The following is a 25,580-nucleotide window of genomic DNA, read 5'->3' on the forward strand; positions in this document are numbered from 1 at the left end:
AGATTCGGGGTGTATTGTTTACATTTGCAACAAAATCGGGAAATAAACAGGACGGTTTAACTTTAATAATCTAATAAATATTTAATATCATGAAGATGAAAAAGATTTTTTTGACCAGTGCTGTCGCACTGGCTCTGCTAAGCAGTTGCAATAACGATTATGACGGGCAGGATATTGCCGGGACAAAACTTGCGGTGTCGGCCAGCATCGACCAGGTGAATACACGCTTGAGCGATAGCGGTAGCGAATGGACGGAAGGTGATGCAATCGGTGTAAGCGATAATCTCTCCAATCCGAATCTGAATATCAAATATGTGGCGGGTAGTGCTATGGGTGATTTCACCAGTACCACGGGGATTTATATTTTAGGTAATGAGGAAGTGACGTATACGGCTTATTATCCGTATGCCGGCAATGAAGGTGCGTCTGCCGGAGAACTGCAGTTTAAAATTGTTGATGAAAGTGGTAAGTATGCTGGTCATAATGCGGTAGATTTTATGTATGCTACGGGTACGGCTACGCGGAGCAATCCGAAAGTTGCATTCGTGTTCAAGCATCAGATGAGTAAAGTAAGTCTGAATATAACGGATAGCAATGCGCCCGCAACTAAAGCGGAAACTCCTGTCTCCTATACATTGCAAGGAGTGATTATTGATGGAACTTTCAATACCGGAACCGGTGAAATTACACCGGGTAGCACAAAGGGCAATGTGAAAGTGGATGCTGTATTGGGCACTGCTTCTTCTATTATTTTGCCGCCGGTGGCTGCCGGCAGTGCGGCAGAACCTATCCAACTGGTGATCGAGGTAGGAGATAAAATCTATGCTGGAAGTCTGACTCCCGCTTTGGATGGTTCTCAGGAATATAAGTATTCTGTTGATTTGAGTAAGACGGAAAGTGGAGAGAACTTGCAGATTGATTCTCCGACTATAGACGGGTGGACACCTAATGATGAAGGAAATATTGATGTGGAAGAAGAGGTTAATTATAATCCTACGCTTGAGGTAGGGGATTTCCTTTGCAAAGATGGTACGACTATTGATAAAGATTATGATTTGGCTCAATTGGATGAAGCTGTAAAAGCAAGTATTATTAGTGTTGTATATTATGTGGGTAATCCTCAACCTTCGGTATTGTATGAATATGAAGATGCAGTTGATGCCCTTAAGAGAGATTATCCTTTGTGTACGAAAGGACTTGCCGTTGCTATTAGCAATGCACAAGAAGCAGCAGATCGTTTTGCTACAGCTAAATATAACTACAGCGATTGGTTTAAAGCAGAAGGTAATCAAGTCGCAGAGTCTTATATCGGTTCTGCTTTAAATCTGACATCTGTTTTTGACCATATATTGGGGTATAATAATACACGCGTGATGGAACTAGCTGTTGCCGATGTAAATGATAATACTTTGACAGGTGCGGGAAACTTTATGTCTATACTTACTCAGTATCGTGAGAATAATGTCGTGGCAGGTACTTCTGTTTGGTATCTTCCTTCTTATGCAGAGTTGAAGTTGATGCAGGACAATTATGCGGTTGTATCGGCGAGTATGGCAAAAGTGGGGGCTTCATTACCACAATATACCGAATTTGCAAGTGCTAATAGTGAAGCATTCTATTGGTCAAGTGACCTTCGCGGTAATTCTTATAATTGGATATCTCCATTGGCTGATGTGCCGGAAGGTACTAATCTGTTTGTAAGTCGTACTTCTGGTAGTTTGAAAGGTTATTTCCGCTTTACTCTTGCTTTCTAAACATATCTCGATAATGAAAAAAAGAATATTTGTCTATTCTCTATTGCTTGTGGCAAGTTCCGTGCTTGCCCAAGCTCAAACTTTCAAATTCGATTTCTCGTCCGATAAGAAGGTACAAGAAGGCTTTACTAAAATAACTCCTGCAACTTTATTTAATAATGAGCAGGGCTACGGTTATGATTTTCAGCCAGCTTGGGACGGTGAAAGTAATAAACCGTTCTTCTTTTCGGTGAATGTTCCCGATGGAAATTATAAAGTGACTGTAACGTTAGGGAGTAAGGATGCGGCAGGGAGTACTACTGTTCGCGGTGAATCACGCCGTCTCTTCATCGAAAATCTCAATACCAAGAAAGGAGAGCTCGTAACAGAGACTTTTACAATCAACAAGCGTAATACTATTATCAAGGGAAATCAGAAAGTAAAAATCAAAGAACGTGAGAAGAAAAAATTGAATTGGGACGATAAACTGACTTTGGAGTTTAATGGTGATGCTCCCCGTTTGTCTTCTTTGGTAATTGAAAAAGTGGATAAAATCCCTACCATTTTCCTTTGCGGTAATTCAACGGTTGTAGATAATGATAATGAACCCTGGGCAAGCTGGGGACAGATGATAACCCGTTTTTTTACAGATAAAGTCTGTATAGCCAATTATGCCGAGTCGGGGCTTTCTGCCAATACTTTCATCGGTGGAAAACGTTTGGATAAACTATTGACCCAGATGAAGAAAGGTGATTACCTGCTGGTGGAATTCGGTCATAATGACCAAAAACAGAAGGGACCGGGTAGGGGAGCTTATTATTCTTTCTCCTATTATATCAAGCAATTCATCGATGAGGCCCGTTTGAAGGGCGCATATCCGGTATTGGTGACGCCGACCCGTCGTCGTCAGTATGACAAGGATGGTAAAATCAAGGATACGCATGCCGATTATCCTGCCGCTATCCGGGATATTGCTGCGCGTGAGAATATCCCTGTCATCGACTTGCAGGATATGACAAAAGTGCTTTGCGAAGCAATGGGAGTAGAAGAGTCCAAGCATCTCTATGTGCATTATCCCGCCAATACTTATCCCAGACAGGCACAGGAACTGAAAGACAACACGCATTTTAATACCTTTGGAGCTTATGAAGTGGCAAAATGTGTGATTGAGGGAATGAAAAAAGCAAAGCTTCCCATTGTAAAAGATTTAAAAGCGGATTATATTAACTTTGATCCCTCAAAGCCGGACAAGTTTAAGGATTTTAAATGGAACCTGTCACCATTTACAGAGATAGAAAAACCGGACGGAAACTGATAGCTAACAACTTAAATACATAAAATCATGAAAAAGGAAATTATTACATTGGCATTAGCGGCATTTGCTTTGGCTGGAAATGCGCAGATTTTGAAGAATGACTTATTGAAAGGATACAAGGAAGGAGATAAACTGGAGAAATCCGTTTATAACGAGAAGACGGCTCCGATTGTCATGAATACGTGGTGTGGAGCATTTTCTTCAAAACCCAACACCAATCCGAGTCCTACCATTGGTAAGGAATTGGTTTACGAGGGATATGCGGAAAAAGGTCCGTCCATCAATATAGGCGGCTATCCTGCCGGTACGAAAGGAGCGCGTTTCAGCATTTATTCCATGACTGACGGAAAACAATACGGTCGCGGCACATTCTACTTGTCATGTCTGGTGAATTTCTCCAAGCTCGGAGCAAATGGTATGGCTGATTTTTTGGGACTGAGCGCCAGCTATGTAGGCGGTAGCAATCGTGCCAACATTTATGTGGCTCGTGAAGGCAGTGATAGAATCCGTTTCGGGACAAGCTTGCTGAAAGTGAAAGCTGAAACTACCATGGCTTACGATTATGATAAAACCCATCTGTTGGTGCTGAAACTGGATTATGCCAATCAGAAAGTTTCTTTGTTTGTAGACCCGGAACTGAGTGCGGAAGAACCGGCAGAAGCTTCTTGTATTGCCGAAGGTGATGCGGAGAATGTATTGAAACATGCTATCCGTGCTCTCTCTTTCAGAAACCGTAGCGGTTTCATCGGCAATGTGGGTAATTTCCGTTGGTGCAACAGTTGGGCGGGAATTATTGCAGAGTAATGAGGTTATTTCATTTAACGGACAGATATTGAAAATATCTGTCTGGAATATCAAAAATAAGGTCCGGACTTTCACAAGCCCGGACCTTTTACTTACACAAAAATATTCTATGAGAATCTTATTATTTAATACCTATTTTCTTTGCTTTTTTACCGGCAATACCTAAATCAACCAGCTTGTTGTACATTTCAATACCCAAATATTCGGCAGATTCAGCAGTGAAATGGAGTTGGTCTCTTTGTAATTCGGCTTTAGACATGTCTATGACATAGAAATTCTTGTCTTCTTGGGCAAGTCTGTAAAGCGCAGCTTCCACATCAGCGCTGTATTGCTTGTTGCTACGGGCCACCGTACCGCAGATGAAAGGTAGCTTTTTATATCGTTTGTTCCCGGTTTTCTCCACAAGGAAGCTTCGTACATATGTTACTACAGCCTTTAGGTTTTTATAGTAGTTCTTACCTTTGTGTCGGTCGCTTTCACCCTGATGCCATAAGAAAGCTTTTATCTCATACCCTTCGGGAAGTTTATCCAGTTTATTGTCTATGCACGCTGAGATATTCTCTGTAAATGAGAGCAAAAGCGATTTCCCGCCGGTAGCCGTTGAATGGTTGGCTGCAAGCCATTTCGGGTCGGCCGACCAGTATTTACCGCTTGTGCTGCTACAGCCTGTATCGATGGCGGTTCCACCCAAAGACCATTTTATTACGTAAAACTCTTTTTGAAGTGCCTGCTCCAGCCAGTAATAAGTTACGGCATCATATGCCCAGCGTCCCGGGCGTGCCTTATGTACCATACGGGGCCAGAAGGTTTCGAACTTTCCAGTGATCTGCTGTCCGGCGCTTCCGTAACACCATTGGCAATACTTATATTTATTTTGTTGAATATAATCGGGAAGCGCATGGTTTAACACGCGTCCATCCGTATTGGACTGTCCGGCGGTGATGATAACGGTTGCCGGTTGGTTATTCTTTCCTTTTCCGAAAGTGGCCAGCGAACATAAAATTGCTGCTGTCAATAGAATCTTTCTCATGATATTTATTTAGGGGTTGATTTATCTGTTGCAAAATTACGCAACCTTTATCTCAAATACCTGCAATATTATTCAGATATCCTATACATTTATACAGTGTTTGTATAAAACAGTCTGTAAGTGTCGTGAAAGGTACATGGTGGGCTTTTTTGCATACTTCTTGAACATAATTACATGTGTGGATCGGTTCCGACCGCTACTTTTGCAAATGCAAGACACATGAATAGTATTATGAAATATACATCGCAGTTTTTTATATGATAACTTTAATTGACCATGAAAAATAAGATGAGAAAGATTTATGATTTCAGACGAGCAGTAGCCTCAATACTCAGCCTCCTGTTATTCTTGTTATGTGGCGTTACGGCAACGGCACAGAACCGGGAAATCAGCGGAACGGTACTGGATGAGACGGGCCAACCAGCTATTGGCGCTACTGTGGTAGTGAAAGGAACAAATAGCATGACTATCACCGGACTGGATGGACAGTTCCGGCTTTCCGTACCCAAAGATGCCGGACAGTTGGAGATTTCATACGTTGGATATGAAACGGTCAAGTTGGTGTTGAACACTGGAAAAAGCGTGTATAATGTGAAGCTGAAAGTGGCAGACTTGGCACTGGATGAGGTGGTGGTTATCGGTTACGGCACTGCAAAGAAAGGCAATGTAACCGGTTCTATCGCTACCTTGAAAGGGGAGAAAGTAGCTGATCGCCAGAACGAAAACGTACTGTCTTCGCTGCAAGGACAATTGGCGGGCGTGGAGATTACGACAAACAGCGGAGCGCCGGGTGGTGAACTGGAAGTACATATCCGTGGTGCTGCGTCTATCAATGCCAGTGACCAGCCTCTATATGTAGTAGACGGCATTCCTGTAGACGACCTGAATGATTTGAATGCAGATGACATTGAGTCCATTGATGTGCTGAAAGATGCCTCTTCTTCTGCTATCTATGGTTCGCGTGGAGCTAACGGCGTTATCCTTATCAAGACTAAAGAGGCGCAGAAGACCGGTAAGGTGAACGTGCAATTTTCCGCTTCTTTCGGTATTCAGCAAATGGAGCAGAAACTGGATGTACTGACACCGGCGGAGTGGATTGCCTGGCGTTCGGAAATCAATAACCAGAATTATGTCAGGGCGTATGGTTCAAAAGGTGCTATGGCTACCGATGATTACGAGATACGTTTGGCTTATACCGGTGGTTCCGTGAATACATCGTATATAAATGATCCCCGTTGGACGCAACCCGGATATGGTGACCTGATGACTATTGACTGGCAAGATGAGGTTTTCCGCTTGGCTCCCAAACAGAATTATACGTTGTCGGTATCTAATTCTACCGACCAGTCCAGTTACCGTGTGAGTCTGGGTTATGTAGATCAGAAAGGTATTGCCATCAACACTTCTTATAAAAGACTCAATTTGCGTGCCAATATGCAGACTACAATATTTAACTGTATTACGCTGGGTGTTAATCTGGCTCCTTCCATGTCGTGGAATAACGGAGGAACGGCGGATGCAGTGGCAGTGCTTTCCATGGTCCCGTTTGCCGAGCCGGAAGCAGGAATTTATACGGGTGCGGAGCCTTATAGCAGATATAGCTGGGCCGGAACTCGTGTCAGTCCGGTAGCTACTTTGGAACGTAAGTCCAGTATGACGGAAGATGCACGTATTAATACTTCCGCATTTATCCGTGCCGAGTTGTTTGACGGTTTGCGGGCGGAAGTAACAGGCTCTTATAATTTCCGTAGTACGCAGGCGCGTAGTTTCTTGCCCAGTTCTATTTCTAACCGTTGGAATACGGGTGAAGGTTACTATGCTACAGCTAATCGTACCGACGGGCGTAACCATTCCTACTTGTTTCAGACATTGCTGAATTATGACAACTCTTTTGGCAAGCATACGGTGGGTGCTATGGCGGGTTTCTCGCTGGAAGCCAGAACTTCTTATTCTTCCCGTCTTGCGGCGACGCATTTTCCCGACAATCTGGTGGAGAGCTTCGATATGACTGATGTGGACTTGACTACGGCTTACGCCACTATCGGATATCCGGGACGTATGGCTTCTTTCTTCGGACGTTTGCAATATGAATACGATAATCGGTATTTGATGACAGCCAGTATCCGTCGTGACGGTTCGTCTAAGTTTGGCAAGAATAAACGTTGGGGCATTTTCCCTGCCGTATCCCTTGCTTACCGTATTTCCAATGAGCGGTTTTGGCCGGAGGATTTTGTTATAAATTCAATGAAAGTGCGTGGCAGTTGGGGGGCCAATGGTAATAACTCTCTCTCTGACGGAGCGGCATTGGGACTGATGTCGAGTGCAAACTATTCTTTGGGTGGTTCATTGATGAATGGTTATGCCATGTCATCGCTCGATGTGGAAGATTTGACATGGGAGAAGGTTTACAGTTGGAATGTCGGTGCCGATTTCTCTCTGTTCAACAGTCGGCTGTCGGTGTCATTGGATTATTATCAGAAGAAAACAAGTGACTTGCTTTATAAAGTGACTATGCCCGGTATCATAGGTTTCAGCGACATGTGGGATAATGTGGGCGAAGTGCAGAACAAAGGTTTTGAACTGGAACTGCAGAGCCAGAATTTAACAGGATCTGTGCGTTGGAGCACTTCTTTTAATATGGCTTACAATAAAAATGAGGTGACAGACTTGGGCAATAATGACAAAATATTCAGTAACAGTAATACGCAGGTATTGATGGTGGGACAGCCTATGCGCAGTTTTTATATGTATGATGCCGTGGGTGTGTACCAGTATTCTGAAGATTTGCGGAAATATCCGGTGCGTAAGGGTACGGCATTGGGTGACGTGCGTTACCGTGACGTGAACGACGACGGTGTTATTAATGACGATGACCGTACGCTGGTAGGCAAGCCTAATCCAGACTTCACTTTCGGTATGACGAATAAGTTGAGTTGGAAAGCATTCGACCTGTCTGTTCTATGTACGGCACAGTTTGGCGGTATGCTTTATAGTATGTCACCGGGACGTTATATGGACAATCCGGGTATGGCTATCTCCCAGAATGTCTTTTCCTGGTGGAAAAATATGTGGCGTTCGGAGGAAGAACCGGGTGACGGTAAGACACCGGCATTGAACTCTACTACCGGTGAATTGCGTGATACGCGCTGGCTTTACAGTTCGGACTATATTCGCATTAAGAATATCACTTTGGGGTACAAGTTGCCGCTTAACCGGAAGATTGTACGTAATGCACGTGTCTATTTCACGGTAGAGAATGTATGGATGTGGGATAAATACGACGGTGGATATTCGCCCGAAAACAAAGGCAACAATGCCTATCCGCAAGCGCGTACGTATACGATTGGTGCCAATTTCAGTTTCTAAAGAAATAACCTTTAAAAAAACATCACTTATGAAAACGATTTATCATATATGTATTTACATCACTCTGCTGGCAAGTACGCTGTTTACTACTGCTTCCTGTGAGGACTGGCTGGAAGTGAAATCGCCGACCTCGCGTCCTACGGTGGATTTCTTTCAGACACCCGTTCAGGCCGAACAAGCGTTGTTGGGTATTTATAACGGCTTGTTGCCTGTTCCCGAATATATTCTGCTTATGTCCGACGGTCGTTCGGATGATGTATGGACCGAACCTGCAGATGATAAACAACGTGACTACGTGGACATCAGTGTCTTCAATCCGAATATATATACTGCCGGAACAATAAACAGCGCTTGGAATGCTTTCTATAAAATTGTTTCCCGCTCAAATCTTTTTCTTGAAAGAGTGGAAAAGCTTGAGTTCAATAGCGGAGAGGATGCCGATATAGACGTAAAAGCCACTTTCATGGCTGAAGCACGCTTTTTACGTGCCTATGCTTATTTTGAACTGGTGCGGTATTTCGGACGTGTACCGGTTGCTACCCAATCCTTAAGTGCGGCAGAAGCAATGAGTACACCGCAGTCTGAACCGAAAGACGTGTATGAGGAAGTGATTATTCCCGATTTGCAGTATGCCATAGAAAATATGAAAGAGCAAGCCTATACAAGCAGTGGGGGGATAGCCGAAGCAGGACGCGCTACACTGCCGGCTGCACAGGCTTTGCTTGGCAGAGTCTGTTTGACTATGGCTGGTTTTCCTTTGTATGATACTGCTAAATTATCACTTGCGAAGGAAATGTTGGGTGATGTTATCCAGTATGCAGAGAAGAACAATAAGTACTGGGCGGCTGACGGTGATACTTGGAAACGTATCTGGATTAGCGATAACGACAACAAATATCATATTTTCGAAGTGCAATATGTGGCGGAAAAGAACTACGGAAATCCGGTCGTATTTATGTCTGTACCCAATGTAGGAACAGACTATATCGGCATTCAGATGTCGGGTAATCGCATAACCTGTTCGGATGCGCTGGCAGCACTTTATGAAGCGAACAGGGCGGATGTGCGTTATGAGGCGACGGTCGACCCCAAGAAGAACTATTTCACAAAGTTTTTCGAACATAAAATCAAACGGAAAGAACTGGGATATAGTGATATCGACGGGCAAATAGTGGATCGTACTTATTTCCCCATCAACTATCCGCTCATCCGTTTAGAAGATGTGATGTTGATGTATGCCGAGATTGTAGGGCCTACGGATGAAGGTGTGCGGTTGGTAAACAAAATACGTACCCGCGCCGGGCTGGCGGAATTGAGCGCTGTACAGAAAACGGAAAATGCTTTCTTGCAGTGTGTGGAAGATGAACGTCGGCGCGAACTTGCCTTTGAAGGTATTCGCTGGCACGACCTCGTGCGTCACAATACATACATGGAAAAGGTACGTGCCAAATTCTCGGACAAAGCAGCCGGAACTTCTGTCTATGATAACTATATCAATAACGTACAGCCGGGTACTTATCTTTATCCTATCCCCGATACGCAAATGAAAGCGAAGGAAGGACTGTATCAGCAAAACGAAGCATATAAGTAATGAATGGCTAAACTAAAAGAATACTAATGAATTATAGCAATAAGAACATGAAGAGCAACTTTTATCTACTTACCTTTCTGTTGATAATCTTTTTCACGATAAACGGTTATGCGGCAGAGCGCAAGAAGTATAATTTTAACAGTGAATGGCGCCTGCAGGTGGGTGACTTTCCACAGGCAAAGAAGCTTGACTTTAAAGATAGCAGTTGGAAGCAAGTTACGTTGCCCCATGCCTTCAACGAAGATGAGGCTTTCAGAATATCCATCGAACAGCATACCGATACGGTTGTCTGGTATCGCAAGCATTTCCGGATAGAGGAACTGAGCGGCAAAAAGGTGTTTGTGGAATTCGAGGGAGTTCGACAAGGTGGGGAGTTTTTCCTGAATGGACAATATTTGGGATTGCATGAAAATGGTGTCATGGCTGTAGGCTTTGATCTTACTCCGTATATGAAGGAAGGAGATAATGTGCTTGCCGTGCGTACGGACAACAATTGGTTTTATCGCGAGAAGCGTACTAACTCTAAGTTTCAGTGGAGTGACCGTAATTTCAATGCCAACTATGGCGGTATTCCCAAAAATGTGTTTTTATATGTGACGGATGAAGTGTATCAGACATTGCCTCTATACAGCAATCTGAAAACAACCGGTGTATATGTATATGCAACCGATTTCGATATCAAGGGTCGTAAGGCGAAGATACATGCCGAGTCTGAGGTGAGAAACGACAGCCGCGAAACACGCAGTTTCAGTTATCGGGTAACTTTGACCGATGCGGACGGTAAATTGGTAAAAACTTTCAATGGGGATAAAACTGTACTGAAAGCCGGAGAGACGGGAACTGTGAAAGCTGTTGCCGACGTCAGCAATTTGCATTTTTGGAGCTGGGGATACGGTTATCTGTACACTGTGAACACGGCTTTATTGGACGACAAGGGAAAGGTTTTTGATGACGTGGTTACTCGTACCGGTTTCCGTAAAACAAAGTTTGGTGAAGGAAAAGTCTGGCTGAACGACCGCGTTATTCAAATGAAGGGCTATGCCCAGCGTACCAGCAATGAATGGCCGGCAGTGGGGCTTTCCGTTCCTGCATGGCTGAGCGACTATTCCAATGGTCTCATGGTAGAGAGTAACGCGAATCTTGTCCGCTGGATGCATGTCACTCCTTGGAAACAGGATGTGGAGTCTTGCGACCGTGTCGGTCTCATTCAGGCCATGCCTGCCGGTGATGCGGAGAAAGACCGTCAGGGACGCCAGTGGGAACAACGTACGGAACTGATGCGCGACGCTATTATTTATAACCGTAATAATCCGAGTATTCTGTTTTACGAATGCGGCAATGAGTCTATCAGTCGCGAGCACATGATTGAGATGAAAGGTATCCGTGATAAATTCGACCCCTTTGGCGGTCGTGCCATCGGTTCGCGTGAGATGCTCGACATTAATGAAGCGGAATATGGCGGTGAGATGCTTTATATCAACAAGAGCAAGAAGCATCCGATGTGGGCTACCGAATATTGCCGTGATGAGGGATTGCGTAAATATTGGGATGAATACAGCTATCCTTTCCATAAAGAAGGTGCGGGACCGCTTTACCGCGGTCAGCCTGCAACGGATTATAACCATAATCAGGATATGCTGGCTTTGGAAATGGTTCGCCGTTGGTATGATTATTGGCGCGAACGTCCGGGTACTTAAGGGGGGAAAAACGAAACGTATCAATATGTGGTTAGCCTGAAAATGGCTGATTGCTTTGGTATTCAAAATGTTATGGTTGAATAGAGCAGAACGGGCTGGAAAAACCAAACGTTTACATTGCTTTACATTGGGCTTACATTTGAGCCTTGTTTGAACGCCGTTCAAATGAATTACTTTACATTAAAGGCGAAATAGGAGATATTTCGGAAGTGTTATTACCGATTGTTCTCCATGATTCTTTTCTGACCGCTAAGATAGTCAAACAAACAGATTTATACAAGTGAGCGAGGAGATGCGTAATATACTTCCTTTTTTATTTTATCTAAATTATTCCATATAGATAATATTTGGTATATTTGTAGTCAAATAAATGTTATATAATTATGACTAAAGTTATCCATGTGCACTTGATTTACGAGAAGAAAAACCTCTATTTCGGCAGTATTTCTGCCATATTTGATACTTTGACCGAGAACCGGGTTGGCATCACCAAAAGCAGTCTGTTGCATGCCGGTTTGACTGATGGAGCTGTAAAATACACGAAACGTGCTATGATTATCCAGTCACACCTGATAAAGACTACCAGAAAGGGCTAAAACAGCCTTAGAACGTATTAAAAGCCGCTTTTTGCGGCTTTTTTTATGTCTTTGTGGCAAAATAGTACATCTGAAAGAAGACGTCACTTATTTGAACGGTTTGAACGATTGGAAAAATGGGAAGGAGTTACACTTGGAGTTACATTTGGAGTTACAAAATACACAGTGCAAAAACGAAACGTTTTGATTGGAGTTACATTTGGAGTTACATTTTAGGTGTGTTTATTGGTGTTTTCTTGTATGAATACTTCTTTTTTGTAGCCCGTTTTATTTTGATTATAAACTATTACAGGAGGTAAACAATACTATATAAATAATTATTTACTCCCCTATATTTTAATTCATCACTCTAATAATCAATAATTTACTACTTTTCACCCCCTTTACCCCGTAAAACGCGTTTTAGACGGCATTGGCAACTGTAGAATCGCTTGCATCCGAAACACGCCCCGACTTGTCCTGTTTGAGTTGTACAATCATTTGTTTTAATACTCCTATTTCTTCTGCCTGTTCTTTTATTGTTATCTGCTGTTCTTTTATGGTAGATAAAAGTTTATCAAATATTTCAGGAGAAAGGCCTTGGTTGCCATCGAATTTTTCTTTATCTTTATTTTTAGAAACACAGCTTGTTTGTATGTGTTCTGTTGGTGTTGGTTGGCTTGTTTTTGTCATCTCCCCCCTACCTGTTAGAAGCCATTCCGTATTTATGTCTGCAAACATGTTTGCAATTGAAAGGAGGATGTCACTACTAACCTCTGGATATTCATTATTCCTTTTATCCAAATTAAATACTCTATTAAGTTTTTGAGAACTTGATAGATGAATCATTTCACTAAAGCGTTTTACGCTACCATTAGCATAAAAATCGACTAATTGTTTTACTCTTTCATTTACGACTGGTAAATGTCTTGTTGAAAAAATGTTTTCACTTTCTCCCATTTTATTTTTGCTTATTGAAAACATGTTTGTATATTTGCAACGTGTTCAAAGTTTAAACACGCTCCAAAGCTACAAAAAAGGCTTGAAGTAACAATGAGAATTTAAGAAGAAGCAAAATGGAAGCAAAATTTAAAAAGGGACAAAGTGTGAGAATCACCAAAAGGAACGGTGAGGTCATCGATGGTGTAATCCGAGACTGGGACTATAACATTTGTACTTTCGGTCGTGAATATGATGTCGATTATATGAAAGATGGCCAGGTTTGGACTGTGATATGTGTTCCGGAGAATGCGATAAAGGAACTTTTATAATATTCTCGGGCGGTTAGTTCAGTTGGTAGAACACACCAAACTCCCGCAAGGGAGAGGTCATGGTCCGCGGTTCGAGTCCGCGACTGCCCTCTATGATAATTTAAATAATTAGATAGTATGAAAAGAAGAATTGTGGTAGAATACGGTGAGGTGAACAAGATCGCCGAACTGATAGGATGTACGAATGTAATGGTTAGCCATGCACTTGCCTTTCGCAAGAACAGCCGACTTGCGCGTTCCATCCGTAAACTCGCCCTTGAGCGTGGTGGTACTGAAATCGGTGAGGACACTCAAAAGCCTGATTATGATGAAAAACGACTTGCTTGATATATTCGGTGACGAGCTGCGCAAGTTCGCCAGTCTGAGCCGGAAGCAACGCCTTTGCGTGCTTTACTTCTGTCTGAGTCTTGCGACTTTGCTCACAGTCTTTTTTATCCACCCGCTACCGGAGCTTTTCCTGGTATTGAATTTCGGGAATTCTGTACGGTTGCTGAAAAAGCATGTTCCGTTGAGTAATTTGAAGAATTGATAATAATTGAATCAGGGAATGGAATTTTATAATAAAGATTTGTGTGTAACCTATGAGGAACTGACTTCTGGAGATGATCCGGTCATAAAAGCTACTACTCTGCGGCAAAATGTCGCCCGTGGCAATATTGAAAACGCCCACCGAGGCGGTGGTGAAGGCGGGCGCGCACTATACATTTATTCCTCCCTTCCCGAGAAGTACAAGAAACGTTGGGTTGAACGCCATGGCGAGCCCGAGAAACAGATGCGAGAAGAAATTATCCGTAACATAGTGAAGAGAGACGAAAAGGCCGAGAACTTTTTCGAGGAGTACCGTTATGACAAGAACGGTGAGCTGGTCGCCCTTCCCGAGGATGTGAAGAAAGAATACACCTGGAACGCTTCGGTACTGAACGCGCTGATGGAAGAGTTCAAACGTTTGAGTTCATCCAATAACAAGCTGACCGGTTTCCGCCGCAACCTTTGGGAGCTTCTGCTTGTCACGAGTGAGGAGTGGCGTCCGGTGTACGGGCATAGCCTTCCGGGAAGTGTGGGCCGGTTGAAGGCCCTGATAAACAAGTTCCGCCCCGACAACTACAGTGTACTTGTGAGCGGCAAATATGGAAACAGCAACACCCTGAAAATAGATGAGGAACCCGGGCGTTTCCTTGTCGCCTTGAAACGCAGCCGTGTTCCGGTCTATACCGACATGCAGATTTTCGAGGAATACAACCGGGTAGCCCCCGAACGCGGGTGGAAGGCCCTGAAAAGCCCGCGCAGTCTCCGTTCATGGTTCAACAGTCCCCGCATAGAGCCCTTATGGTATGATGCGGTTTACGGTGAAATGAAGGCCCACCAGCGTTACGGCCGCAAGCATAAGACCGAACTCCCCAGCCGCCGTGACAGTCTGTGGTACGGTGACGGTACCAAACTGAACCTTTATTACCGGGATGAGGGTGGCAAGGTCCGCACCATCGGGGTGTACGAGGTCATGGATGCCTACAGTGAAGTCCTGCTCGGCTTCCATATCAGCGAGAACGAGGATTATGAGGCGCAGTACCATGCTTACCGCATGGCGCTCCAGACAAGCGGGCACAAGCCTTACGAGCTGGTCCATGACAACCAGGGCGGTCATAAGAAGCTTGAACGTGTCTCCGACGGTCTGCTTGACAAGATCAGCCATATCCACCGTCCCACCGCCCCTTACAGCGGGCAGTCCAAGACGATAGAATCCGCTTTCGGGCGTTTTCAAAGCCAGGTCCTGCACAAATACTGGGGCTTTACCGGACAGAATATCACTGCCAGAAAAGATTCCAGCCGTCCGAACCTTGAGTTCATCGAGGCCAACAGGGACCGGCTCTATACTCTTGACGAGCTGAAGGCAAAATATGCCGAGGCACGCCGGGAGTGGAACGAAATGAAGCATCCTGTTACCGGCATCCCCCGGATAGAGATGTACGATACAAGTGTAAACGAGGACACGGAAGCGGTGACCGCCCGCGACATGGTGGACATCTTCTGGGTTATGACCTCCCGGCCGAGCACTTTCACCTCTGCCGGCATAGAGTTCACTGTCGGCGGCAGGCCGCGCACCTACGAGGTCTATTCCTCCCCCGGTGTTCCAGACCATGAGTGGCGTCGCCGTAATACCTACAGGCAGTTCTATGTCAAGTATGACCCTTATGATTTCAGCAGCGTCCGGCTGTACTGGAAAGACAAGGGCGGTGCTCTCCGCTTCGAACGCGTTGCCGAACCGTACATGGTGGTTCATCGCGCAATCCAGGACCAGACCGAGGGTGAGGCGGCGTTCATACGCCGGGAACAGGAGGCCAACGTCCATGACCGCATCGAACGTCAGGTCGCAGCCAAGTCCATCGAATACGAGCATGGGGTTGCGCCTGAACAGCACGGGCTGCGCAGCCCCAACCTGAAAGGTGTCACGGCCGAGGTGCAGCGCCAGATAGACCGCCGCACAAAGAAATACAGCCGGCCTCCGGAAGAGGTTGTCCTGGGACGTTCCACAAAGGTAATCAGTAACATTACCTGGGACCAGCTCGGGAAGAAGGAAGTGAGTGTACGCAAAGTGGTAGGAAAATTATAGCAGGAAATTTTAAATAAGAAAAATATGAGTGAATTGAAAAGAGAAGACAAGGATGCCATCAGCGAGAGTCTGAGGGCTTATGTGGCAAAATATCCGAGCCAGACCAAAGCGGCCGGCAGCCTTAAGAACACAAGTGTCGGAACGGTGAGCAACATTCTGAACGGACGTTATGAGAATATCAGCGATGAGATGTTCCGCAATATAGCCTCACAGGTCGGGAGCGTCAATCCTACCGGCTGGCAGATTGTGGAGACCGGTGCCTATCAGGAAATTACCGGAGTGCTTGCCGATGCGCAGCGCTGGCGCAATGTCACCTGGGTGACGGGGGAAGCCGGTTGCGGCAAGAGTACCGCCGCCCGCAGTTATCTTCAGGAACACAGGGAAGTTTTCTATATCCTTTGTTCCGAGGACATGAAGAAAGGTGATTTCGTCCGTGAGATAGCCCGCACGGTCGGCATACGCACGGAGGGCTGCAATATCCGTGAGGTCTGGAGCCTTATCCTTGACGACATTATCCAGATGGACGCTCCGCTCCTTGTATTTGACGAAGCCGACAAGCTTACCGAACCGGTATTCCACTACTTTATCAGCCTGTACAACAAGCTGGAGGAAAAATGCGGCGTGGTCTTCCTGAGTACCGACTATATAGCCAAGCGCATCAGCAACGGGCTTAAATACCAGAAACCGGGTTACAAGGAATTTTACAGCCGTATCGGACGTAAGTTCTATGCACTGGAGCCCACTGACGAGCGGGATGTGTACGCCATCTGTTCGGCCAACGGGGTGACTGACAGGAAAGGCATCGATTATGTCATGAAAGAGGCTTCCGCCTGTGACTTTGACCTGCGCCGCGTCAAGAAATCCATTCATAAGGTAAAACGCATGACGGGGGAATGACCCCCGTTCAAATGCCGTTCAAACGTAATTTTAAGGATATGGAAAATAAATTTGAATACCTGAAAATCGACGGCCGCGACCAGCTTCCCGCTCCCTGGAGCGATTATCCTGTCCTGACTGAATATGAGACGGTAAGTGTTTACCGTAATGGACACGACTACCTGGACGCCCTTGTGGGGCAGCAGGACGGCTGGTGGGTTGCCGGTGTACACATGCAGGTGAACAGTTCCGGTGCCGGTTTCAATCCGGGACGTAAATGGGGACAGTTCTCCACCCGTGAGAATGCCCTTCTGTGGGCACTCGGCTGGATGCTCTGCCATAAGAAGATGCGGGGTCAAGCACGGCAGGCCGTGCTTGACCGAATTGACAATATCCGGCAATTAAAACTGTTTTGACCATGGAAGAAGAGAAAAAGAATAATAAAAAGGCCGGCATGAGGCGTGCCTTGAATGTCAGGGACATTCTGAACAAGAAGTATGACGTGTTTCCTTTCGAGGGGAAATGGAAGGATGCCTTCGACACTCCGGAAGTCCGGGGCTGCTGGTTCGTGTGGGGCAACAGCGGTAACGGCAAGACCTCTTTCGTGATGCAGCTCTGCAAGGAACTCTGCAAGTATGACCGTGTGGCGTTCAACTCCCTGGAGGAAGGTACTTCTCTGACAGTCCAGAACAACCTGCGACGCTTTGGTATGGCCGAGGTGAGCCGCCACCTGGCGTTCATCAAGGAGGACATCCCCACTTTGAAGCTCAGGCTTCGCCGCCATAAAAGCTTTAACATCGTGATCATTGACAGCTTCCAATACACACAGATGACGTACCGTGACTATATCCAGTTGAAGGAGGAGTTTCCGGACAAGCTGTTTATTTTCATCAGCCATGCCCGCGGCAAGAATCCTAAAGGTGATGCGGCCACGAGCGTGATGTATGATGCCGACCTGAAGATATGGGTGGAAGGCTACGTCGCCTTCAGTAAGGGACGTTATCAGGGTTCCACTGGTGAATACACGATCTGGGAGAAGGGCGCCTATGACTACTGGAATGTGGCTGGACCGAAACAGAAAGGAGGCCAGGCATGAGCAGGATAAAGAAACAGCTGGAGATTTGTCCTCCCGCCTATATATGTAAGGAGTCTAACCGTGAGAACTTCGTCAGTACCGGTCACAAGTGCGGTTACTGCAAGGGCAACGGCTGGTTCTGGGGAACGGAGAAGGGCAGCCGCGAGGACGTGCATGTGCCCTGCCCGGTGTGTGGCGGCAGCGGTGAGCTGGATGCGATTATAACAGTGGACTGGAAACCTTCAAACAAGTGAGCCATGAGAAAGGAATATTATAGAATAGAAAGGAATCAAATGGAATTAAAAGAATTGACATTAAAGATATGTGACATCTTCGGATGTAGCAGCATTACTACACTGCCTGATAAGGTTATGTTTGCTTTGTTTTCTCAGAATCCCACTTTGTATTTTGAGAAGTACAAAGAGTTATGCCCTGATTTGACTGTAGATTGGATGCAAAGGGTATATCAGTTCTACCACGCAGACAGAAAGGAAAAGAAACAAGATTATACACCTGTATCTCTTTCTAAGCTGGTTGCTTTTCTTAGCTATACACCATGCGAGAAAGTTGTGTACGATTGTTGCGCTGGTTCCGGTTCTCTGACTATTCAAAAGTGGTGCACTAATCCGGATTTAAAGTTTGTTTGCGAAGAATTGGATACGAATGTATTGCCTATCCTTCTGTTTAATCTTTGTATTCGCAATATTGATGCGACAGTGGTAAACAAGAATATTCTCACTGGTGATATTATCGGTTCATATAAGGTAATCAGAGGTTCAATATATGGAATTATACAGCGTCCGATGTTTCCGGAAACAGAATTTCTAAAAGCTGATGTAGGCATTTCCAACCCGCCATTTAATTTAAAAGTTCCTGTATCTGAAGAAATAATCAAAGCTTTACCTCAGAAATACACTTGTAATTTTGCTTTCGTGGCGCATTGCCTGCAAAGGAGTGAAAGATGTGCGTTGATTCTTCCCAGAGGTGTGCTTACAAGCAAAGAAGAGAAAGAGTGCAGGAGATACTTTATTGAGAAGGGATGGCTGCAAGCTGCTATTTCTTTGCCGGAAAAGATGTTTGAGTCTACCTCTGTAGCGACTTGCATACTTTTGTTTGATAAGAAGAAAACGAGTAAAGATGTGATGCTGATTAATGCGGAGGGAATGAAATCTGTTGAAGTAAGAGAACAACGTGGAGAAGGTGGCGCTTCTCATTACAACCGCATCTATAAAAAGGAATTTAATACTTTTTCAGATGAACAGATTGCTGCTATATGCGAACTTACAGTAAAAGAACAGGATTCATTCTCTAAAAGGCTTTCAATCGAAGAACTGGAGCAAAAGGGATACAATCTTACTATTGGCTCATATCTGCCGATAGAATTAAAAGGAACTATTCATCGAGACTTCAACGCTATAATATCAGATATTAACCGTGTCATCAGAGAACGTAATGTTATTAAGGTGACAGTTAATAAGGTATGGGCTGAACGTCTTGGACTTACAGAAATTATAAAAGATTGCGAATCATCCAATGAAGTAGTGAAAGCTATGAATGAAAGTTTTGCATTTACGAAGTAAAAGAGAAAATTATTGAGAATAAGTATATTCAATCTTCCAATAGTAAAGTATTTTGTATTGAGAATACTGATAAGGAAATATTGTCAAGCATCATGCCTTTCTTTATGAATATGTATAAGCAGCATATTTATTACCTAAATAATGAAGAGAATAGGCTTCTTTCCGAACTTAGAGATTCGATGCTGCCGCTTCTTATGAATGGAGAATTAACTTTTAAAGATTAGCGTAAAACAAGGTATGCGATTATAACAGTGGATTGGAAACCTTCAAATATATAAATTATGGGAAAGAAGAAAGTTATAGAAAATTGTGTGGGTACCGTTAGTGTTTCCACCAGGATTCAGAACGGTGCCGTAACGACCACTTACCAGTTCAAGGCCGGTTTTGCTGCTCACGGCTGGACTGATAAAAGGGCTAAGGACATTATCCGGAAAATGAAGTCCGGTGTGAAAAATATGATTTTTGCGGATAAAGAACATTTTGGTATCACTGATACGTCCAAAGTGACATTTTACGGTGGTGTCAAAGTTCTTGAGTGCGATTATATTCTTGAAAAATAACATATTATCAACCATTAAAATTTAACTGAAATGATTACAGAAAAACAGAAAGAGGCAGTAAAGGAACTCTGCTTGTACGTGGAAAACTTTTGTAAAGAAAATAATCTTAGTGTCTTTATGAGCGTTGCCGCCAGTGAGGACCATCCGGACGGACTTGAGCAGATAGCCTGCTCAATCATTACCGGCAAGACTGAACATATTATCGGCTCTATTTCTGGGGTTGCCAAAGCGAATAAGAATGCCTATATGCTGCTTTCCGTGGGGCTTATGCAGGCCTACACGAGAAAGGCTGACATTAATACTATTCCGTTCAGTGGAGATTTGAGTATGAACTGATGAATGTGGCGCAAAATCGAAAGAAGTTAAATCATGAAAGCAATTGTAAATATAACTACATTTAGAGGAATTAGCTTCGAAGCTATACATTTTTATGGGACGTTACAAATAATAGCTGGTGATGATATAGAACTTTACCGCTCTATTACTCAAACAGAAATAGATAAAGACCCTGAACGTTGGTATGGTTACGATGAAGGAGATTTAACCAAGTCATTTAACTCGTGGAAAGATATTGTAATAGCAGCAGGTGATAAAGCCAAAGAAAAGGGTATCAGCCTTGAAGAGATATTTGTTGAAGGCATACCCAACACCGGAAGCTTACCCTACCATGAAGCACTGAAACCAATAGACACCCGTCCAAGATGTAAGAAATGTGGTAAGGTGTTTGAATCAGGCGAAGGATGTTATAATACTCCAAGGGGGTTATTTTGCGTAAAGTGTTATTAATTCAAATCAAATAAGAAATGAGCCTTGGGCGGCTTTGTAAAACCCATAAATACGAAATATGGAAACTGATATTCAAGAAAACAAAAGGAAGTTTGAAGAACTGAAAGAGGCGGCAAAGCCATTGATAAAGTATCTTTGCGAAAACTATCATCCTCATGTAACTGCAATTGTCACTCCTACAAGTGTAGAGGTAATGGAAGGGATTCAAGTAATTCCCAACATAACCGAATTTATAGTTGATTAATATTCTGCCATGCGGCAGGCCTAAACTGCCGTATGGCTCAAATCAGAACAAAAATGAATATTTGGGGACGTATTGTATGCTTCTTTTGTGGACACATGCCTTATCGAGTTACATGGAATAATACTTTATATATCAGAATGAAGAGAAAAGGTGGTCAAAAGCGAAGTAAGCATATTAATAAATATCACACTAAACATTATCGAGAGTATTGTATCAGATGCGGTAAACTTTTAAAAAAGAAATAACATTACCATGCAGATAGACATCAACACCCGTAAACGGTTAAACAAGCCCGAGAATTACTCGGCGTTTTACAGCCTTTTGAACCGCCTTCCGACATCGGATCGTGACGCACTGAAGGAAAGCATTGTTTCCCAGTACACGGAGGGACGGACCACAAGCCTTCGTGACATGACGCTGAAGGAATACAGTGCCGCTGTGTCTGCCATGCAGAAGTTGGTGTCGCCCACTTACCGTGAGGAGCTCCGGAAGATTCTCCGTCAGAAGCGTTCGGCGGTGCTTCACCAGATGCAGCTGCTGGGCATCGACACGGCCGACTGGGATCGGGTGAACGCTTTCTGCCGGGACAGCCGTATCGCCGGCATGGAGTTCCGAGAACTTGACTGTGAGGCGTTGGACACGTTACAGGTGAAGCTACGTGCCATCCGCCGCAAATGTGAGAATAAACAACAGTAACAACCATTTAATTTTTTAGTTATGGACTTGAAAGAACAGTTAAAGAGCTTGTCCGCACAGGACAGAAAAGAATTGCTGAAACAGCTCCAGCAGGAAGAGAAGGAAAACAAGCGCAACCGTCGCGATGCCTACGAGGGGCTTCGTGCGCAGTTCATGCTTGAAGTGAAGAACAGGCTGTTTCCGGTCGTGGATGACGTGAAAGCCTTCCGTGACTGGGTAGAGAAGGAAGCCGCCTCTTTCCGCGACCTGATGCGTGACTACGGCCAGCTCCGCAAGGATGACCAGGCGAGTTTCACCATCGTGGACGGTGACATGAAGCTGGAAGTGAGGAGTAACAAGGTGAAGAGCTTCGATGAACGTGCCAACCTCGCCGCCGAACGTCTGGTGGATTACCTGAAGCGCTACGCCATGAGCCGGGAACTTGGCACCGATGACCCGATGTACCAGCTTGGCATGACCATGATCGAGCGTAACCGCCAGGGTGATCTGGACTACAAGTCGGTGAGCAAGCTGTACGAACTTGAGGACCGTTTCGACAGCGAATACACCGAAATCATGGACCTCTTCCGTGAGAGCAATGTGGTGTACAAGACTGCGGTGAACTACTATTTCCACAAGCGTGACGAGAACGGTGTCTGGCGCCGTATCGAACCTTCATTCTGTCGTTTGTGATATGGAAAATACAAAGAATATCGCACCACACGTGATGGCTTGCAGACGCTGTGAGGGCAAAGGACGTATTTTTTACACGGACCGGGACGGGGCTTCTTCCTCCTGCAACTGTCCCGTCTGCCTGGGCAGCGGACGTGTGAAGGTCCAAAGCAAGGTGATTACCCGTATCGAACCGTTTGTTCCCGGTAAGGATGATACCGAACTGCTGACCATGTGATTTTGTTCACACTCTAAACAGAAAAAACGCCGCATCCGTTGTGATTGTGGCGTTTTTCTTTTTCCTGATATGCCAAATGCCTAATTTTGCAGTAAATAACTTTTTTATGGCCAAAGGACGAGATAAGGAACTGATTGAACTCCGTGATGCAGCCCTGTGCCGCCGTTACTATTACTGGACGGAGGTGCAGCGCCTGCGCTTTGACGATGCCCTGAAAGTGTTGTCCCGGCAGGAGTTCTTCATTTCGGAAGAGCGCATCATGGCCATCATCCGCCGGAAATCACGCGAAGGAACAGACTACAATCTGAAGCCTGTTCCCAAGGTGAAAGCCCCCCGTCTGACTGCCGCCCAGCTTGAGCTATTTCCCGTAAGATGACGGCATGGCCGATTCATCGTGCAGTGTGAATGAGAACGTCATTTCATAAACCTTGATATAATGTGGCATGGCATACGAGCGGCTTTTCTCGCGTACCAGCGGCGAAGCGTTGTCCGTGCATTGCAGACACTGCAGCGACCTGTATAATTTTCCGGCCAGCTGCTGCCTTTCCTTCACCTTGTCATACGTGCCGGATGCGTAGCTTGTATCGTCGTAACAATCGATGGCCAGCCGGACGGTCAGTACGGATTCGCTTTTCTGTGCCCCGTATCCGAGGTCGTGCCAGTCTGAACTGGTATTTCCAATCAATACGCAGGGGAAAGTAACCGGGTACTGGTCCTCTTCCGCCCCCATTTCCAACTGTCCGTAGTCCTCGTCGATGAGAGAGAGTTCCGGCAGCTCCTGTGCAATCTGTTCCATGATTGCGATAAAAATTTCGTCCATATCGTTATTTGTTTAAAATGTTGGTAATTTCCAGGTCCACCTTTTCCCTGATACGCCGGTTCAATTCTTCGCTTTCGCCCATGAACTGGCGCTGCGGGATGCGGATGTGCAGTTTCTTCTTTCTGGTAAGCGCCATGTTCCTCCAGAACTGTGCCTGCGGATTCAGTTCCTTCGGTTTGGAACGCCGTTTGACGCGTTTCTTTTGCCTTGTGCCGGCTTTTCTTCTTTTTCCCGAAGCCTTGTAGAACCTGGCCCATGCAAAGCGCCTCATGCGGTCTGTGACGGTGACATCGATTTCGCCGCCCCAGTTGTGGACGGGCGCATAGACCTCCTCGTTGAACACTCTCACCCGATAGTCGGCAGGCGTGTATCCGACCGATTTGAAGAGATGCTTCCTGCCGGAGAGCAGCGTTCCGTAGTTGCTGGCGGCATCAGTACCGCCCGAGGAGAGACGTCTGGCTTTGGGCCAAGGGTGGAGTCCTCCATCCACAAAGCCACCCTGCCGGAAATTGTCCTGGAAGTGGTCTTTTGCCATGCGGCCAACGGCGACGGGCAGTTTGCGGCGCATCATACTGTCCAGTCTGTTACGTTTCCGCTTTATCAGTTCCGTAAAATCTTTTATGTCCATAATCATCAGTAATTCAAGAATAATTTATAATTTTGCAACCGAGGCTTCCAATATGCCTTTTATGCGTTATGAATATACCGGAACAAGTGTCAGAATTAGCAAACATCCACGGTTATAACTCCGTTGTTTTATCAGCCAGTTCCCCTGAAGGAAGCATCTATTCTGTGGGCTGTGTTGACGGGGATGGTTTTGAGTTGCCTGTCGGTCTTCCTACCTTTATTCTGTTCGACGGTCAGTCCTGCCGTCTGGTGGACGGTGAGGAGGGACTGACACTTTCTTCCCGTTTATTTGGTGATAAATAGTCCCATGATTTTGGGATTTACCAATTTGTTGTCTATTCTTATCACTCCCACACAGTTGGCTTTCATGTTCTGTATGTAATTGCTTGCATCATCCTTTCCGGTTTGCGGGTCGAAGAACCTTGTCTTTCCTTCAGTCACCTCCGCGCAGAACACGTGTGCGGAGCCGCCTTTCCAGGCACAATATATCTCGTATATTCCGTCCTCTCTGAATTTTTCCCTGAAGTATTCCTTCAGTCGGTTTGCGTTCATTACTTGGTATCCCTTTCTGACCTGCCATTTATAGGTATAGTCATAATCCGGCTTTGTTCCGTCCCGGTTCAGGAAACGTTCTTCCCATGTGATACCTTGTTTTGCCATTTCATTGTATGCGCTTTGTCTGATGTTGGGTTTTGCCTCGGTGTCAAACCCTAACCTTCTGAGCATGTGTGTCACGGTGCAGGTCTGGCAATTCACGCGGTATCCTTCCTCTTTTCCGAATTTCGGATTTTCCTTTCCCTTGTTTGCCTGTTCGTATGTCATAGGCTTGCCTTTGGTAACGCCGAGTGTCTTTTCTATCTTGAGATTGTTGCGGGCGATGTCGGTTTTTTCCTCCAGCGTCAGGTTGTCTGGCATTTCGGCTATCATCTCGTTGATGCGTCTGGTCAGTGCGTCCACGGCTTTTTTTGCTCCCGGATACGCTTCAGTAACGTAGGGGTGTTTGTCTGAGAACAGTTTGCCGTCTTTTCCCGGATTGTTTTCCAGACCGTCATGTGCCTTATTCTGCCCATTTTCGTCCGGTACTGCTGTCGGCGCTTCATCGGTGGCTGTAAGGTCACACTTGCAGTTCCACCGGTCGCCCGGTCGGTGGTTGTTCCAGAACGGATCGTCAATCGGTCGGATGGTATTCCAAAATGGGCGGTGGTCAGCTCCCGGATGAATGGAGGTGGACGGTAGCCATTTGAGATTGGGCAGAATATCGCGTTCGCGCAGGAACTGCTGCCAGTCAGCCGCCTGATGCGCCCGGATGACCGCCGTGTCATACTCCGTCCGCAGCCAGTGACGAACCTGATGGGAAGCAATGGGCAAGACTTCCTGTACCCATTTGTCGAACGGTTTTAAAATGCCGTTTGAATCCAATAAAAGTCGTGCCATGTC

29 protein-coding genes, 1 tRNA gene and 1 pseudogene are annotated in these 25,580 nt (G+C 45.4%); 26 read left to right on the plus strand and 5 right to left on the minus strand.

What is annotated here, in order from left to right; translation table 11 throughout:
* Positions 1–89 precede the first annotated feature (89 nt).
* Genes H8S52_RS10785 through H8S52_RS10795 form a run of 3 tightly spaced genes read left to right on the plus strand, consistent with a single transcriptional unit; the run spans position 90 to position 3,852 of the window.
* Positions 90–1,754, plus strand: a complete 1,665-nt coding sequence (locus H8S52_RS10785; RefSeq protein ID WP_186909796.1) for a fimbrillin family protein — start codon at positions 90–92, stop codon at positions 1,752–1,754.
* 13 nt (positions 1,755–1,767) lie between these two features.
* The gene (locus H8S52_RS10790) at positions 1,768–3,048 is read left to right on the plus strand and encodes a rhamnogalacturonan acetylesterase (RefSeq protein ID WP_186909797.1); all 1,281 of its coding nucleotides are present in this window, start codon (positions 1,768–1,770) and stop codon (positions 3,046–3,048) included.
* A 27-nt stretch (positions 3,049–3,075) separates the two neighbouring features.
* Positions 3,076–3,852: a hypothetical protein gene (locus H8S52_RS10795; protein ID WP_117858718.1), complete on the plus strand. Its 777-nt coding sequence runs from the start codon at positions 3,076–3,078 to the stop codon at positions 3,850–3,852.
* A gap of 121 nt (positions 3,853–3,973) precedes the next feature.
* Here the strand turns inward: H8S52_RS10795 and H8S52_RS10800 are convergent, their stop codons facing one another.
* Positions 3,974–4,882 carry a sialate O-acetylesterase gene (locus H8S52_RS10800; RefSeq protein WP_117858716.1) on the minus strand — a complete coding sequence of 303 codons (909 nt, stop codon included), beginning with the start codon at positions 4,880–4,882 and terminating at the stop codon, positions 3,974–3,976.
* A gap of 276 nt (positions 4,883–5,158) precedes the next feature.
* Here H8S52_RS10800 and H8S52_RS10805 point away from each other — a divergent pair, with 276 nt between their 5' ends.
* The 4 genes and pseudogenes from H8S52_RS10805 to H8S52_RS10820 all read left to right on the plus strand — a co-directional run bounded on the left by H8S52_RS10805 (position 5,159) and on the right by H8S52_RS10820 (position 12,132).
* Positions 5,159–8,248 (plus strand): TonB-dependent receptor, encoded by a 3,090-nt coding sequence (locus H8S52_RS10805; RefSeq protein ID WP_186909798.1) that lies wholly within the window; start codon positions 5,159–5,161, stop codon positions 8,246–8,248.
* A gap of 28 nt (positions 8,249–8,276) precedes the next feature.
* Positions 8,277–9,839, plus strand: coding sequence for a RagB/SusD family nutrient uptake outer membrane protein (locus H8S52_RS10810; RefSeq protein ID WP_117858714.1), 1,563 nt, complete (start codon positions 8,277–8,279; stop codon positions 9,837–9,839).
* Positions 9,840–9,886: 47 nt separating this feature from the next.
* Positions 9,887–11,533 (plus strand): annotated as a pseudogene (locus tag H8S52_RS10815) (glycoside hydrolase family 2 protein); the annotation flags it as partial.
* A gap of 386 nt (positions 11,534–11,919) precedes the next feature.
* Positions 11,920–12,132 (plus strand): hypothetical protein, encoded by a 213-nt coding sequence (locus H8S52_RS10820; RefSeq protein WP_117906997.1) that lies wholly within the window; start codon positions 11,920–11,922, stop codon positions 12,130–12,132.
* Between the two features lie 402 nt (positions 12,133–12,534).
* On the opposite strand, the gene H8S52_RS10825 is transcribed toward H8S52_RS10820, so the two are convergent.
* Complete coding sequence (locus H8S52_RS10825) at positions 12,535–13,071, minus strand: hypothetical protein (protein WP_186909799.1); 537 nt, start codon at positions 13,069–13,071, stop codon at positions 12,535–12,537.
* Between the two features lie 116 nt (positions 13,072–13,187).
* On the opposite strand from H8S52_RS10825, the gene H8S52_RS10830 reads away from it, so the two are divergent.
* The 18 genes from H8S52_RS10830 to H8S52_RS10915 all read left to right on the plus strand — a co-directional run bounded on the left by H8S52_RS10830 (position 13,188) and on the right by H8S52_RS10915 (position 23,072).
* Positions 13,188–13,382 carry a hypothetical protein gene (locus H8S52_RS10830; protein WP_117906995.1) on the plus strand — a complete coding sequence of 65 codons (195 nt, stop codon included), beginning with the start codon at positions 13,188–13,190 and terminating at the stop codon, positions 13,380–13,382.
* A gap of 7 nt (positions 13,383–13,389) precedes the next feature.
* A tRNA-OTHER gene (locus tag H8S52_RS10835) sits at positions 13,390–13,472 on the plus strand.
* Positions 13,473–13,499: 27 nt separating this feature from the next.
* Positions 13,500–13,709 (plus strand): ArsR family transcriptional regulator, encoded by a 210-nt coding sequence (locus H8S52_RS10840; RefSeq protein ID WP_186909800.1) that lies wholly within the window; start codon positions 13,500–13,502, stop codon positions 13,707–13,709.
* Positions 13,690–13,911: a hypothetical protein gene (locus tag H8S52_RS10845; protein ID WP_186909819.1), complete on the plus strand. Its 222-nt coding sequence runs from the start codon at positions 13,690–13,692 to the stop codon at positions 13,909–13,911. Before H8S52_RS10840 ends, H8S52_RS10845 begins: the two co-directional genes overlap by 20 nt.
* Positions 13,912–13,929: 18 nt before the next feature.
* Positions 13,930–15,990 (plus strand): kinase, encoded by a 2,061-nt coding sequence (locus H8S52_RS10850; RefSeq protein ID WP_186909801.1) that lies wholly within the window; start codon positions 13,930–13,932, stop codon positions 15,988–15,990.
* 24 nt (positions 15,991–16,014) lie between these two features.
* The gene (locus H8S52_RS10855) at positions 16,015–16,887 is read left to right on the plus strand and encodes an ATP-binding protein (RefSeq protein ID WP_186909802.1); all 873 of its coding nucleotides are present in this window, start codon (positions 16,015–16,017) and stop codon (positions 16,885–16,887) included.
* Positions 16,884–17,282, plus strand: coding sequence for a hypothetical protein (locus H8S52_RS10860; RefSeq protein ID WP_186909803.1), 399 nt, complete (start codon positions 16,884–16,886; stop codon positions 17,280–17,282). Before H8S52_RS10855 ends, H8S52_RS10860 begins: the two co-directional genes overlap by 4 nt.
* A gap of 2 nt (positions 17,283–17,284) precedes the next feature.
* Positions 17,285–17,962 (plus strand): hypothetical protein, encoded by a 678-nt coding sequence (locus tag H8S52_RS10865; protein ID WP_186909804.1) that lies wholly within the window; start codon positions 17,285–17,287, stop codon positions 17,960–17,962.
* Positions 17,959–18,195: a hypothetical protein gene (locus H8S52_RS10870; protein WP_186909805.1), complete on the plus strand. Its 237-nt coding sequence runs from the start codon at positions 17,959–17,961 to the stop codon at positions 18,193–18,195. Before H8S52_RS10865 ends, H8S52_RS10870 begins: the two co-directional genes overlap by 4 nt.
* Positions 18,196–18,198: 3 nt before the next feature.
* On the plus strand, positions 18,199–19,521 hold the full coding sequence (locus tag H8S52_RS10875) for an N-6 DNA methylase (RefSeq protein ID WP_186909806.1): 1,323 nt from the start codon (positions 18,199–18,201) through the stop codon (positions 19,519–19,521).
* A gap of 281 nt (positions 19,522–19,802) precedes the next feature.
* Positions 19,803–20,081 carry a hypothetical protein gene (locus H8S52_RS10880; protein ID WP_186909807.1) on the plus strand — a complete coding sequence of 93 codons (279 nt, stop codon included), beginning with the start codon at positions 19,803–19,805 and terminating at the stop codon, positions 20,079–20,081.
* A gap of 30 nt (positions 20,082–20,111) precedes the next feature.
* Positions 20,112–20,417, plus strand: a complete 306-nt coding sequence (locus tag H8S52_RS10885) for a hypothetical protein (protein ID WP_186909808.1) — start codon at positions 20,112–20,114, stop codon at positions 20,415–20,417.
* A 33-nt stretch (positions 20,418–20,450) separates the two neighbouring features.
* Positions 20,451–20,867, plus strand: coding sequence for a hypothetical protein (locus tag H8S52_RS10890; RefSeq protein ID WP_186909809.1), 417 nt, complete (start codon positions 20,451–20,453; stop codon positions 20,865–20,867).
* Between the two features lie 58 nt (positions 20,868–20,925).
* Positions 20,926–21,111 (plus strand): hypothetical protein, encoded by a 186-nt coding sequence (locus H8S52_RS10895; RefSeq protein ID WP_186909810.1) that lies wholly within the window; start codon positions 20,926–20,928, stop codon positions 21,109–21,111.
* Between the two features lie 252 nt (positions 21,112–21,363).
* Positions 21,364–21,807, plus strand: coding sequence for a hypothetical protein (locus tag H8S52_RS10900; RefSeq protein WP_186909811.1), 444 nt, complete (start codon positions 21,364–21,366; stop codon positions 21,805–21,807).
* A 21-nt stretch (positions 21,808–21,828) separates the two neighbouring features.
* Positions 21,829–22,479: a DUF3164 family protein gene (locus H8S52_RS10905; RefSeq protein WP_057099463.1), complete on the plus strand. Its 651-nt coding sequence runs from the start codon at positions 21,829–21,831 to the stop codon at positions 22,477–22,479.
* A gap of 1 nt (position 22,480) precedes the next feature.
* Positions 22,481–22,696, plus strand: a complete 216-nt coding sequence (locus H8S52_RS10910) for a molecular chaperone DnaJ (RefSeq protein ID WP_186909812.1) — start codon at positions 22,481–22,483, stop codon at positions 22,694–22,696.
* A gap of 106 nt (positions 22,697–22,802) precedes the next feature.
* On the plus strand, positions 22,803–23,072 hold the full coding sequence (locus tag H8S52_RS10915; protein WP_186909813.1) for a transposase: 270 nt from the start codon (positions 22,803–22,805) through the stop codon (positions 23,070–23,072).
* Here the strand turns inward: H8S52_RS10915 and H8S52_RS10920 are convergent.
* Both H8S52_RS10920 and H8S52_RS10925 read right to left on the minus strand, forming a co-directional pair.
* Entirely contained in the window at positions 23,055–23,516 is a 462-nt protein-coding gene (locus H8S52_RS10920; protein ID WP_186909814.1) for a hypothetical protein, read from the minus strand. The two genes, H8S52_RS10915 and H8S52_RS10920, sit on opposite strands and share 18 nt — an antisense overlap.
* Positions 23,517–23,520: 4 nt before the next feature.
* The gene (locus tag H8S52_RS10925) at positions 23,521–24,144 is read right to left on the minus strand and encodes a hypothetical protein (RefSeq protein ID WP_186909815.1); all 624 of its coding nucleotides are present in this window, start codon (positions 24,142–24,144) and stop codon (positions 23,521–23,523) included.
* Between the two features lie 68 nt (positions 24,145–24,212).
* Between H8S52_RS10925 and H8S52_RS10930 the strand changes: the two genes are divergently transcribed.
* The gene (locus H8S52_RS10930; protein WP_182416731.1) at positions 24,213–24,446 is read left to right on the plus strand and encodes a hypothetical protein; all 234 of its coding nucleotides are present in this window, start codon (positions 24,213–24,215) and stop codon (positions 24,444–24,446) included.
* Here the strand turns inward: H8S52_RS10930 and H8S52_RS10935 are convergent.
* A partial coding sequence (locus H8S52_RS10935) for a toxin glutamine deamidase domain-containing protein (protein WP_186909816.1) occupies positions 24,429–25,580 on the minus strand: 1,152 nt, incomplete at its 5' end. The two genes, H8S52_RS10930 and H8S52_RS10935, sit on opposite strands and share 18 nt — an antisense overlap.

Source organism: Bacteroides sp. NSJ-48 (assembly GCF_014287405.1).
Lineage (GTDB): Bacteria > Bacteroidota > Bacteroidia > Bacteroidales > Bacteroidaceae > Bacteroides > Bacteroides stercoris.

Coding starts and splice junctions, on each gene's coding strand:
- H8S52_RS10785 (WP_186909796.1), top strand. CDS start 90: ATGAAGATGAAAAAGATTTTTTTGACCAGTGCTGTCGCACTGGCTCTG.
- H8S52_RS10790 (WP_186909797.1), top strand. CDS start 1,768: ATGAAAAAAAGAATATTTGTCTATTCTCTATTGCTTGTGGCAAGTTCC.
- H8S52_RS10795 (WP_117858718.1), top strand. CDS start 3,076: ATGAAAAAGGAAATTATTACATTGGCATTAGCGGCATTTGCTTTGGCT.
- H8S52_RS10800 (WP_117858716.1), bottom strand. CDS start 4,882: ATGAGAAAGATTCTATTGACAGCAGCAATTTTATGTTCGCTGGCCACT.
- H8S52_RS10805 (WP_186909798.1), top strand. CDS start 5,159: ATGAAAAATAAGATGAGAAAGATTTATGATTTCAGACGAGCAGTAGCC.
- H8S52_RS10810 (WP_117858714.1), top strand. CDS start 8,277: ATGAAAACGATTTATCATATATGTATTTACATCACTCTGCTGGCAAGT.
- H8S52_RS10820 (WP_117906997.1), top strand. CDS start 11,920: ATGACTAAAGTTATCCATGTGCACTTGATTTACGAGAAGAAAAACCTC.
- H8S52_RS10825 (WP_186909799.1), bottom strand. CDS start 13,071: ATGGGAGAAAGTGAAAACATTTTTTCAACAAGACATTTACCAGTCGTA.
- H8S52_RS10830 (WP_117906995.1), top strand. CDS start 13,188: ATGGAAGCAAAATTTAAAAAGGGACAAAGTGTGAGAATCACCAAAAGG.
- H8S52_RS10840 (WP_186909800.1), top strand. CDS start 13,500: ATGAAAAGAAGAATTGTGGTAGAATACGGTGAGGTGAACAAGATCGCC.
- H8S52_RS10845 (WP_186909819.1), top strand. CDS start 13,690: ATGAAAAACGACTTGCTTGATATATTCGGTGACGAGCTGCGCAAGTTC.
- H8S52_RS10850 (WP_186909801.1), top strand. CDS start 13,930: ATGGAATTTTATAATAAAGATTTGTGTGTAACCTATGAGGAACTGACT.
- H8S52_RS10855 (WP_186909802.1), top strand. CDS start 16,015: ATGAGTGAATTGAAAAGAGAAGACAAGGATGCCATCAGCGAGAGTCTG.
- H8S52_RS10860 (WP_186909803.1), top strand. CDS start 16,884: ATGACCCCCGTTCAAATGCCGTTCAAACGTAATTTTAAGGATATGGAA.
- H8S52_RS10865 (WP_186909804.1), top strand. CDS start 17,285: ATGGAAGAAGAGAAAAAGAATAATAAAAAGGCCGGCATGAGGCGTGCC.
- H8S52_RS10870 (WP_186909805.1), top strand. CDS start 17,959: ATGAGCAGGATAAAGAAACAGCTGGAGATTTGTCCTCCCGCCTATATA.
- H8S52_RS10875 (WP_186909806.1), top strand. CDS start 18,199: ATGAGAAAGGAATATTATAGAATAGAAAGGAATCAAATGGAATTAAAA.
- H8S52_RS10880 (WP_186909807.1), top strand. CDS start 19,803: ATGGGAAAGAAGAAAGTTATAGAAAATTGTGTGGGTACCGTTAGTGTT.
- H8S52_RS10885 (WP_186909808.1), top strand. CDS start 20,112: ATGATTACAGAAAAACAGAAAGAGGCAGTAAAGGAACTCTGCTTGTAC.
- H8S52_RS10890 (WP_186909809.1), top strand. CDS start 20,451: ATGAAAGCAATTGTAAATATAACTACATTTAGAGGAATTAGCTTCGAA.
- H8S52_RS10895 (WP_186909810.1), top strand. CDS start 20,926: ATGGAAACTGATATTCAAGAAAACAAAAGGAAGTTTGAAGAACTGAAA.
- H8S52_RS10900 (WP_186909811.1), top strand. CDS start 21,364: ATGCAGATAGACATCAACACCCGTAAACGGTTAAACAAGCCCGAGAAT.
- H8S52_RS10905 (WP_057099463.1), top strand. CDS start 21,829: ATGGACTTGAAAGAACAGTTAAAGAGCTTGTCCGCACAGGACAGAAAA.
- H8S52_RS10910 (WP_186909812.1), top strand. CDS start 22,481: ATGGAAAATACAAAGAATATCGCACCACACGTGATGGCTTGCAGACGC.
- H8S52_RS10915 (WP_186909813.1), top strand. CDS start 22,803: ATGGCCAAAGGACGAGATAAGGAACTGATTGAACTCCGTGATGCAGCC.
- H8S52_RS10920 (WP_186909814.1), bottom strand. CDS start 23,516: ATGGACGAAATTTTTATCGCAATCATGGAACAGATTGCACAGGAGCTG.
- H8S52_RS10925 (WP_186909815.1), bottom strand. CDS start 24,144: ATGGACATAAAAGATTTTACGGAACTGATAAAGCGGAAACGTAACAGA.
- H8S52_RS10930 (WP_182416731.1), top strand. CDS start 24,213: ATGAATATACCGGAACAAGTGTCAGAATTAGCAAACATCCACGGTTAT.